This window comes from Shewanella sp. DW31, assembly GCF_015767295.1.
Classification (GTDB): Bacteria; Pseudomonadota; Gammaproteobacteria; order Enterobacterales; family Shewanellaceae; genus Shewanella; species Shewanella oncorhynchi.
On record NZ_JADWMP020000025.1, the window covers coordinates 64,173 to 73,663 of the forward strand.

At 45.9% G+C, this 9,491-nt stretch carries 12 protein-coding genes; 8 read left to right on the forward strand and 4 right to left on the reverse strand.

The genetic code is table 11. The features are described 5' to 3' along the window. Positions 1-2 precede the first annotated feature (2 nt). Together fmt and def are read right to left on the reverse strand one after the other, a co-directional pair. Positions 3-959 (reverse strand): methionyl-tRNA formyltransferase, encoded by a 957-nt coding sequence (fmt, locus tag GWI56_RS18315; protein ID WP_198573731.1) that lies wholly within the window; start codon positions 957-959, stop codon positions 3-5. Between the two features lie 8 nt (positions 960-967). Next, positions 968-1,480: a peptide deformylase gene (gene def / locus GWI56_RS18320; RefSeq protein ID WP_206766142.1), complete on the reverse strand. Its 513-nt coding sequence runs from the start codon at positions 1,478-1,480 to the stop codon at positions 968-970. 125 nt (positions 1,481-1,605) lie between these two features. On the opposite strand from def, the gene GWI56_RS18325 reads away from it, so the two are divergent. From GWI56_RS18325 to hemF, 6 genes are all read left to right on the forward strand, one after another. Further along, positions 1,606-2,736 carry a LysM domain-containing protein gene (locus GWI56_RS18325; RefSeq protein WP_131524499.1) on the forward strand — a complete coding sequence of 377 codons (1,131 nt, stop codon included), beginning with the start codon at positions 1,606-1,608 and terminating at the stop codon, positions 2,734-2,736. 83 nt (positions 2,737-2,819) lie between these two features. Beyond that, on the forward strand, positions 2,820-3,836 hold the full coding sequence (gene dprA, locus GWI56_RS18330) for a DNA-processing protein DprA (protein WP_198573732.1): 1,017 nt from the start codon (positions 2,820-2,822) through the stop codon (positions 3,834-3,836). Between the two features lie 2 nt (positions 3,837-3,838). Beyond that, complete coding sequence (locus tag GWI56_RS18335; RefSeq protein WP_006083793.1) at positions 3,839-4,312, forward strand: DUF494 family protein; 474 nt, start codon at positions 3,839-3,841, stop codon at positions 4,310-4,312. 119 nt (positions 4,313-4,431) lie between these two features. Continuing rightward, positions 4,432-4,995: a topoisomerase DNA-binding C4 zinc finger domain-containing protein gene (locus GWI56_RS18340; RefSeq protein ID WP_173248520.1), complete on the forward strand. Its 564-nt coding sequence runs from the start codon at positions 4,432-4,434 to the stop codon at positions 4,993-4,995. A gap of 147 nt (positions 4,996-5,142) precedes the next feature. Further along, complete coding sequence (locus GWI56_RS18345) at positions 5,143-5,709, forward strand: L-threonylcarbamoyladenylate synthase (protein WP_105250832.1); 567 nt, start codon at positions 5,143-5,145, stop codon at positions 5,707-5,709. A 25-nt stretch (positions 5,710-5,734) separates the two neighbouring features. Further along, positions 5,735-6,643 carry an oxygen-dependent coproporphyrinogen oxidase gene (gene hemF / locus GWI56_RS18350; RefSeq protein WP_198573733.1) on the forward strand — a complete coding sequence of 303 codons (909 nt, stop codon included), beginning with the start codon at positions 5,735-5,737 and terminating at the stop codon, positions 6,641-6,643. Positions 6,644-6,677: 34 nt separating this feature from the next. Here the strand turns inward: hemF and GWI56_RS18355 are convergent, their stop codons facing one another. Then, a complete protein-coding gene (locus GWI56_RS18355) occupies positions 6,678-7,115 on the reverse strand; it encodes a group II truncated hemoglobin (protein WP_198573734.1) in 438 nt (145 codons plus the stop codon). Between the two features lie 152 nt (positions 7,116-7,267). Between GWI56_RS18355 and aroE the strand changes: the two genes are divergently transcribed. Beyond that, positions 7,268-8,116, forward strand: coding sequence for a shikimate dehydrogenase (gene aroE / locus GWI56_RS18360; RefSeq protein WP_198573736.1), 849 nt, complete (start codon positions 7,268-7,270; stop codon positions 8,114-8,116). Positions 8,117-8,121: 5 nt separating this feature from the next. After that, positions 8,122-8,397 carry a DUF1488 domain-containing protein gene (locus tag GWI56_RS18365; protein WP_198573735.1) on the forward strand — a complete coding sequence of 92 codons (276 nt, stop codon included), beginning with the start codon at positions 8,122-8,124 and terminating at the stop codon, positions 8,395-8,397. Positions 8,398-8,531: 134 nt separating this feature from the next. Here the strand turns inward: GWI56_RS18365 and GWI56_RS18370 are convergent, their stop codons facing one another. Continuing rightward, entirely contained in the window at positions 8,532-9,080 is a 549-nt protein-coding gene (locus GWI56_RS18370) for a gamma carbonic anhydrase family protein (RefSeq protein ID WP_168827558.1), read from the reverse strand. Positions 9,081-9,491: the final 411 nt, after the last annotated feature.

Below are 9,491 nucleotides of genomic sequence, written 5' to 3' on the forward strand. Positions count from 1 at the left end.
GATTATTGTGCCTCGTTTGCGAGGCGAGTATTCGGGCTAAACCATTCACCTCGAGCATTGAGAATATCGGCAACATTGAGTGGCTTTTTCCCCGGAAGCTGCATACTCTGCAGGGTTAACACACCATCAGCGGTGGCGACGTCGATGCCTTTTTTGCTGGCGCTGATAATAGTGCCCGGAGCAGCTGTGCTGGTGGTTTCGCTGACTTGGGTTTGCCACACTTTAATAGTGTTACCTTGGTGCTCAAAGTAACTCACAGGCCAAGGATTAAAGGCGCGGACTTCTTGCCAGAGTTGTTTGGCAGATTTATTCCAATCGAGTCTGGCTTCTTCTTTACTGAGTTTTTCTGCGTAGTTCGCTAAGGCTTCATCTTGTTTTTCAGCGGCTAAGGTACCGTTTGCTAAACCCTCGAGTGCTTGCAATAGGGCAACGGGACCTTGTTCTGCCAGTTTCTCGTAAAGGCTGGCTGACGTGTCGTTATCTTCGATCGGCAGATAGGTTTTAAGCAGCATGTCACCAGTATCTAAACCCACATCCATCTGCATAACGGTTACGCCGGTTTCTTTGTCGCCGGCCCAAAGTGCGCGTTGGATCGGTGCGGCACCACGCCAGCGTGGCAAAATAGAACCATGAACGTTAATACAACCTAAACGCGGTGTATCTAACACGACTTTTGGCAAGATCAGACCGTAGGCTACGACCACCATGATATCGGCGTTGAGTGCGGCAAGTTCTTGTTGCGCGGGTTCTTTACGTAATGAGCCGGGTTGAAACACTGGAATACTATTGGCGATAGCGAGTTCTTTTACTGGGCTGGCGGTCAGTTTCTTGCCGCGGCCAGCGGGTCTATCGGGCTGAGTGTAAACGCCAATCACATTGTGGTGTGAGTTTAACAGTGCTTGTAAGTGGCGAGCGGCAAAATCCGGTGTTCCGGCAAAGATGATGTTGAGTGGTTTCAAATCTGATCCTATGCTTCTTTGGCGTCCAATCGGGCCGCTTTTTCAAGTTTTTGTTTGATCCGCTGACGTTTTAGCGGCGACAAATAATCGACAAACAATTTGCCTTTGAGGTGATCCATTTCGTGTTGAATACAAATGGCAAATAACTCATCGGCCTCAACTATAAATTCGTTACCGTGCCTGTCTAAGGCTTTTACCGTGACAAATTCGGCGCGATCGACTTTGGCGTAAATCCCCGGAACCGACAGGCAACCTTCTTCATTGCAGAAGTCACCGCTGCTGGCGATAATTTCGGGGTTTATAAACACTTTGGGTCGTTCGACTTCATCCTGTAAGTCCATGACAATAAGTTGTTTATGGTAATCAACTTGGGTCGCGGCCAGACCGATACCTTTTTCTTGGTACATGGTTTCGAACATATCATCAATTTGAGTCTGCAGCTCGGCATTAAACTCTGTGATGGGTGTGGCTTGTGTTCGTAATCTTTCGTCAGGGAATTGTAATACTTTTAATAGTGTCATACATAAACTCTTAACAAGTCTGTCAAATCTCTGCCAGTTAGTTATACTGACTGATGCTAATGAGTTAATTTTAATCTTTAGTGCCTACCAATAACAGTAAAAGCTCAAACTAAGAGTTAAACAACATGGAAATACCCATGAAACGGTTAATTTTACTCGCGTTAATGACATTCAATTGCACGTTTGTTGCCGCAGATACCCTGACGCTTAAGGCGGGGCATCCTGAGTCATATGTAGTGAAAAAGGGCGATACTCTTTGGGATATCTCCGCCGCGTTTCTGAATGACCCATGGAAATGGCCGAGTCTTTGGGATGTAAATCCACAGATTGCTAACCCCCACCTTATTTACCCTGGCGATCAACTCACTCTGGTATTTATTGATGGTCAGCCCCGCCTTGTGCGTAATGGTGCTACTGTCGATAGTGCTAAACCCCATGTAAGAAAGAGTCCCGAGGGACGTGTCATTGCTAAGAGTAATGCTATTCCAGCCGTTGATTTAGCCTTGATTGAACAATATTTAGTGCAGAATCGGGTCGTCGAGACTCACTGGCTTACTGAGCAACCTATGGTGCTGGCAGGTGAAAGTCCATCGCGTCACCATATTGTGGGTGATGTGATTTATATTGATGCTGAACTGCCAATAAACCAAAAATATGGTATTTACGAACGCGGTCGCGAGTTTTTCAATAAAGAGTCAGGCGAAGCGTTAGGACAAGAAGCCATTTTGTCGTCTACTGGGCAAGTGATTGAGTCTGGTAAGGTTTCAAAAATTAAGTTGCTAACGAGCTTTCGCGAAACCAAAGCGGGCTTCAGAGTATTGCCGATGGAAAGTGATTCCTTGATGTCAGCTTACTTTACTCCTAAACCTGCGGAATTAAAGATACCGGCTTTAGTATTAGCAACAGAATCAAATTTGCGTGAAGCGGGTAAGTTGAATGTCGTGTACTTAGATAAAGGCACTCAGGATGGCGTCGAGCCTGGGGTGGTATTTTCTATTTACCGTGATGGTGAGGTTATTGTTATCAACAATGACGGTATGCCGGTTCCTGCAATTGAACGTACTGCCTATGATAACCTAATGGCGTCAGTCTCTTCGGATCGTGCAGTTAAGATGCCGGATGTTTATCATGGTAAGTTGTTAGTGTTTAAAGTGTTTGATAAGGCGAGCTTAGGTTTGATTGTCTCCACCGAGCGGCCTGTTCGTGTCGACGATAAGTTAATCGCCCCTGAATCTTTAGCCTTAAGAGGTCTATAATCTCTGAAAATTTGGTCGATTGGTTAGTTGTTTGTGCTGTATCTGGGCTAGGACCCGCTCGGATCCAACAATTATTAACGCACATGGAAGTGGACGACCTCAGACAAAGGTTAGAGCATGAGAGACAAGCGCTACCTTTATCTGATCATCTGCTCCATAACCTTGTTATTGATTATCAAAAAGTGGATGTCGCCCTCGAATGGCAACAGCAAGCCGCCGATCATCATCTGCTTTGTTTCTCTGATCCGCTTTATCCCCCATTATTAAAACAACTCTCAGATCCGCCCGCCGTCCTGTTCGTTAAAGGTTGCTTAGAGGCGTTAGCCCTTCCTTATCTTGCGATTGTTGGCAGTCGTAATGCTTCTCCTGGCGGATTGCAGGTCGCTTACCAACTGGCTGCTGAGATGTCCTCAATGGGATTTGGTATCTGTAGTGGCATGGCGATGGGGATTGATGGGGCGGCCCATAAAGCCTGTGTTGACCATCAAGGGCGCACTATTGCCGTACTAGGAACGGGCATAGAGATCATTTATCCACGAAAACATCGACAGCTTTATCATGATATTCAGCGGCAAGGCTGTATACTTAGCGAGTTTTGGCCCGATACTGGTCCCTTTGCGGGTAATTTCCCGAAACGAAATCGCATTATTAGCGGTCTATCTTTAGGTACTCTTGTGGTTGAAGCCTGTCGCAAAAGCGGCTCTTTAATCACTGCTAGGTTGGCGATGGAACAAGGGCGTGAGGTGTTTGCCGTTCCGGGCTCAATCTTAGGTGGTTACCATCAAGGCTGTCATGATTTATTACGTGATGGAGCAAAGCTTGTGGAAACCGCTGCCGATATAGTGGAAGAGTTGGCAAGTTTAACCGCTTTCCACCTTGAAGAATTGAAGTTATGCCACCATATACAGCAAGGCGAGATTTGTAATTTGCCATTTTCGTCTCTGTTAGCTAGTGTAGGTTATGAAACTACATCAATTGATGCAGTCGTTGAACATAGTGGAAAAACGATAGATCTGGTGTTAGAACAAATGCTTGAACTTGAGTTGCAAGGTTGGGTAATAGCAGTACCCGGTGGTTACGTCAGAGTAAAGAGGAGCTAGCCATGTTTGATATCCTCATGTATCTATTTGAAAACTATGTTCACAGTGAAGTTGAACTACTAGTTGATGAAGACGAGTTAACCAAGGAACTCACTCGTGCCGGATTTCATCAATCCGAGATTTTAAAAGCGTTAACTTGGTTAGAGCGCTTAGCTGAATTACAAGAAGGGGATAAACCTTATCTTTGTAATCACGATCAGCATTCGTTTCGTATCTATACGAAGGACGAAATGGACAAGCTAGATGTAGAATCCCGCGGTTTCTTGTTGTTTTTAGAGCAAGTTAAAGTGCTGAATGTCGAAACCCGTGAAATGGTGATCGATAGAGTGATGGAGTTGGATGAACCAACCCTGATTTTAGAAGATCTCAAATGGGTTATCTTAATGGTGCTGTTTAATGCTCCTGGCCATGAGTCCGCTTATGAGCAAATGGAAGATTTGATCTTCGAACAGCCCGAAGGCCGACTGCATTCTTAATTGTTGTGAAAGATGAATTATGAGAGAAAGGAGGCTAAGACCTCCTTTTTTGATGCCATAAATTCCTTGATGGCACTGCGCTTGATATCCTAATGCGCTACGACAGGTGGTGAATGATTATGTCTAAGATTGATGAACAATTATTTAGTGCCCACGAACACGCACTGGAAAAAGAATACGAACTTTGTCCTGAATGTGGCAGCGAGTTATCGGTCAAACACAGTAAGCACGGTGGTTTTATTGGCTGTAATAATTACCCTAGCTGTAATTACACTCGACCCTTAGTGCAGCACGAATCTATTGAAACTCAAGTGATTGAAGGTTCTGTATGCCCTGAATGCGGTCACGAACTGGCGGTAAAGTCAGGGCGCTTTGGGATCTTTATTGGGTGTACTCAATATCCTAGCTGCACGCATATTGAAAAACAGGATCAAGCGAGTGATAAGCCTGAAATTCCTTGCCCTGAATGCAAAGCGGGTAAGCTTGAGCACAGAACGAGTCGCTTCGGAAAGAGTTTTTATGCCTGTAGTGCTTACCCTAAGTGCAAGTTTATTGTGAATTATCCTCCGGTTGCTGAAGCTTGCCCGAGTTGTGGTTTTGGGATCTTGGTCGAGCGTAAAGGTGCGGCTGGGATGCGTTTAGAATGCCCGCAAAAAAGCTGTAAATACAAAAGACCACTTTAGTTTATTGTGTGACCTGCATCTTAATATTTGGCCGATGAAAGTGGCTTGCGTATAATCCTCGGCTGACCGCTGATGGGGCGGTCAGTATTCGAATTTATCCAATAATTTGATTGTTGAAATCGACAATACTCAAAAGGTGATCCTAAGATGTTGCAGCTGCACCCATCTGACATAAAAGATATTGTGCTTAACGGTGGTGTTATCGCTTATCCAACCGAGGCGGTTTATGGCCTAGGTTGTGACCCTGATAACGACACTGCTATCCAAAAGTTATTGGCGGTAAAACAGCGCCCATGGCAAAAGGGACTGATCTTAGTCGCCAGTGATTTTCAGCAGCTTTTAGCTTATGTTGATGAATCACAATTAACGGCTGAGCAGCTCGAGTTTGCATTTTCCAAGTGGCCGGGGCCTTTTACCTTTGTAATGCCAATCAAAGCGCAGGTTTCAAAATACCTCTGTGGTGAATTTGACTCTATTGCAGTGCGAGTATCAGCCCATACTGGGGTGCAAGCCCTGTGCCGCGCGCTCAATAAACCTTTAGTGTCGACTAGCGCTAACCTTGCGGGTGAAGATCCAGCATTAACTGCCGATGAAATTCTCGCAGATTTTACAGGTAAAATTGATGCACTCGTATTAGGTGAACTCGGTGAGCAACGTCAGCCCTCGACCATTATCGATGCGCGAAGCGGTAAGATTTTACGAAATGGACAATGAGCAAACTAATAATAAGGATAACAAGATGAGTGTGCCTGATGTTGCAGTGGTAAAAGCGTTTTTAATCGATCTACAAAACCGAATTTGTGCTGGTTTACAGGCGCTGGATGGCCAAGCCACGTTCGCCGCCGATTCATGGACTCGCGCTGAAGGTGGTGGTGGTACGAGCCGAGTATTAACCCAAGGTGCAGTGTTCGAGCAAGCTGGGGTTAACTTTTCCCATGTGACTGGCGCAGCTATGCCTGCGTCGGCTACGGCGCATCGCCCTGAGTTAGCGGGCCGTAGTTTTGAAGCTATGGGCGTTTCTTTAGTGATTCATCCTAATAATCCTTATATCCCAACGACTCATGCCAATGTGCGTTTCTTTATCGCTCAAAAAGAGGGTGCCGATCCTGTGTGGTGGTTTGGCGGTGGCTTTGATTTAACGCCTTATTATCCTTTCGAGGAAGATATGCGCGAGTGGCACCAGACTTCTAAGGATATTTGCGCGCCTTTCGGGGATGAGGTTTATCCCAAGTATAAGAAATGGTGCGATGAGTATTTCTTCCTGCCGCACCGTAATGAAACCCGCGGCGTGGGTGGATTGTTTTTCGATGACTTGAATCAAGACGGATTCGAGCAAAGCTTTAGCTTTATGCAAGCTGTAGGTAATGGCTTCTTAACGGCCTATGCGCCGATTGTTGAGCGTCGTAAAGATACTGAGTTCGGTGAGCGTGAGCGTCAGTTCCAACTCTATCGTCGTGGTCGTTATGTTGAGTTCAACTTAGTCTACGACAGAGGCACTTTATTTGGTCTGCAGACGGGCGGCCGTACCGAGTCTATCTTAATGTCGATGCCGCCATTAGTGCGTTGGCAATATGCTTATACACCAGAGGCGGGAAGCCCAGAGGCAGATTTGTACGATAACTACCTCAAACCCCGCGACTGGGTTTAGCCAGTAATCTTATGAAGTGGATACAACATCCACTTTATTGATTACGCATATGATCGGCCAGAGTTGAAATCGCCTCAAAGATGGCGGCTCGATGCTCTGGCTTATTAATGTTTTCTTCAATCGCAAATTTCATACAAAACAGCCATTGATCCCGCATCGCCTCATCGACGGCGAAATGCATGTGTCGTGCTCGCAATGCGGGATGACCATATTTCTGCTGATAGAGCTGCGGCCCGCCGAGCCAACCACTTAAAAATTCAAACAACTTCTGCTCTGATTCCGCAATGGGCGCTCTATGAATGGCAAGCAGTGTTGTCGTTTCTGTTGAGTTTGCCATCTTCTGATAAAAACATTTGGTGATAGCGCGGATCACTTTTTCGCCGCCGATTAAGTCGTAAGCGTTAGATTGGCTCGGATCGCGATCATCCTGCGGCGGAGTGTGTTTACTAAAAATCTTTTTAAGCCAGTTCATTGGAATAGTCGTTCACTAAATAGAGTGTATTGAGCCGATGGCGCATTATAGCGTGAAACCTAGCGTGAAATTCAGTTGAGCATAATTCGTCTTGCGTGGGCTCAAAAGCACGGTAGACTGCAAAGCCATTGAACCTAAAATTTCATATCGCTATGACAGACAGATACGCAGTGTTTGGCAATCCAATTAGCCACAGTAAATCGCCGTTCATTCATGGACAATTTGCCGCGCCCACCCAAGAGTTATTAACCTATGAAGCCATTCTTGCTCCGGTCGATGGTTTTGAAGCCTCACTGACGGCGTTTTTCAATGCGGGCGGCAAGGGCGCGAATGTGACAGTGCCTTTTAAGGAGCAAGCTTTTGCGTTGTGTGACAGTCTCAGCCCAGAGGCCAAGCTTGCTGGCGCGGTAAACACCTTAAGTTTATTGGCCGATGGCACTATTCGCGGTGATAACACCGATGGTTTAGGGCTGGTGGCCGATCTCATCGCTAACTTAGGCAGCCTGCAAGATAAGCGCGTGTTACTTATTGGTGCTGGTGGTGCGGCGCGCGGTTGTATTCTGCCGTTATTAAATGCGGGAATTGCGCAGATGATCATCAGTAATCGCACTCACACTAAGGCACAGCTTCTGGTCGATATCTTTACTTCGGTGGATAACGGTGCTTTCGCAAATAGAGTCACCGCCGTAGAAATGAATGAGCTTATGGGCGAGTTCGATGTCATCATCAATTCAACCTCGGCGAGTCTTGCGGGCGAGTTGCCAACTTTGCCAGCGCATATCATCACCACCCAAACTGTTTGTTATGACATGATGTATGGCGCCTCGGTCACCGCGTTTAACCAATGGGCGCTATCTCAAGGTGCAGCTAAGGTTATTGATGGGCTCGGCATGTTAGTCGGCCAAGCGGCTAAGAGTTTTACCCTATGGCGAGGTATCGAGCCCGACACTCAAGTGGTATTAAATCTTTTGAGGGATAAACTAATGGCCGAGCCTAAGTAGGAAGCATGAATCAAAGTATTCTTTTCCCCGAACTGCAATATTGGGACGACGCCCACAAGCGAGTCTGCTTTATCGCGCAGTCACAGGGGATGAACATTAAGTGCTATATCAGTGTGAATAAGTTAGCCGAGCTGAATGATTTCTCTGAACAGCCGTGTGCCAATGAAGCCGCTGCTATGCTGGCATTGTTTGATGCGGTGAGATTTGATGCCGAAGAAATGGCGGAAGATTTAATTGAAGCCGAAGAGTTTGATGATTTTGGGGCTGTACACTTAGGCTAAACTTATCGAACTTAGATAGTTTTCTGAATCAGCGAATAGCAAAAGGCGGTAGAGACTCAATGAGTCTCTACCGCCTTTCTTATATAGCTATAGTGACACTAAGCGACTAACTATAAGAGATTAGCTATAAGTGATTAGATGTTTTGTAACTCAACTAAGTATTCGTTTTTCAGTCTGACATAGTTGTCGGCAGATTCTGGCAAAAAGGCAATTTCGGCTGGCGTTAATGGGCGAGCCTGCTTAACTGGGCTGCCTACATATAAATAGCCACTCTGTAATACCTTGCCCGGTGGCACTAAAGAACCCGCACCTAAGATCACATCATCTTCTAAAATCGCACCGTCGAGAATAATCGCACCCATGCCTACTAATACTCGATTACCGACTTTGCAACCGTGAAGCATAGCCTTGTGACCAATAGTCACATCATCACCAATAATCAGTGGATGACCATCGGGACGAGCAGCTGACTTACGCGTTACATGCAATATGCTACCGTCTTGTACGTTCGAGCGCTTACCAATACGAATATGGTTAACATCACCACGCGCCGCCACCATAGGCCAAATACTGGCATCAGTATCTAACGCAATATCGCCAACAAGCACCGAAGCTTCATCTACATATACGTTATTGCCTAATTGAGGATGAATACCTTGGTAAGTTCTGAGTGGCCCTGACATAGAAAAGTCCCTAATTGAGTGGTTTTTAGCATTATAAAGGTTAAAAACTAGCGGGTCAGGTCAAATATCCAACGAACAGTGAGAAAATGACAATTATCTTAAAAATAGGGGTTGCGGACTTTCTCAATCTCCCTATAATGCGCATCCACTGACACGGCAGACAGCGAAAGCCAGCTGATGAGTTAGGTTGAATTTGAGTCGCTTTTAAGCACTTAATTCAAGCGCAGCAAGAAGTTGAAAATACTCCTTGACGCGAAACGGGAAATGCGTAAAATGCACGACCCTGAGCTGATGAAGCATCAGCAAGACCCGCCGGCAACGGTATGTGGTCAACGCTCTTTAACAAGATAAAACAAGAAATCTGTGTGGACACTCACAGGTGTTGAGTTAATCGAAACTGCTTAACCTTCG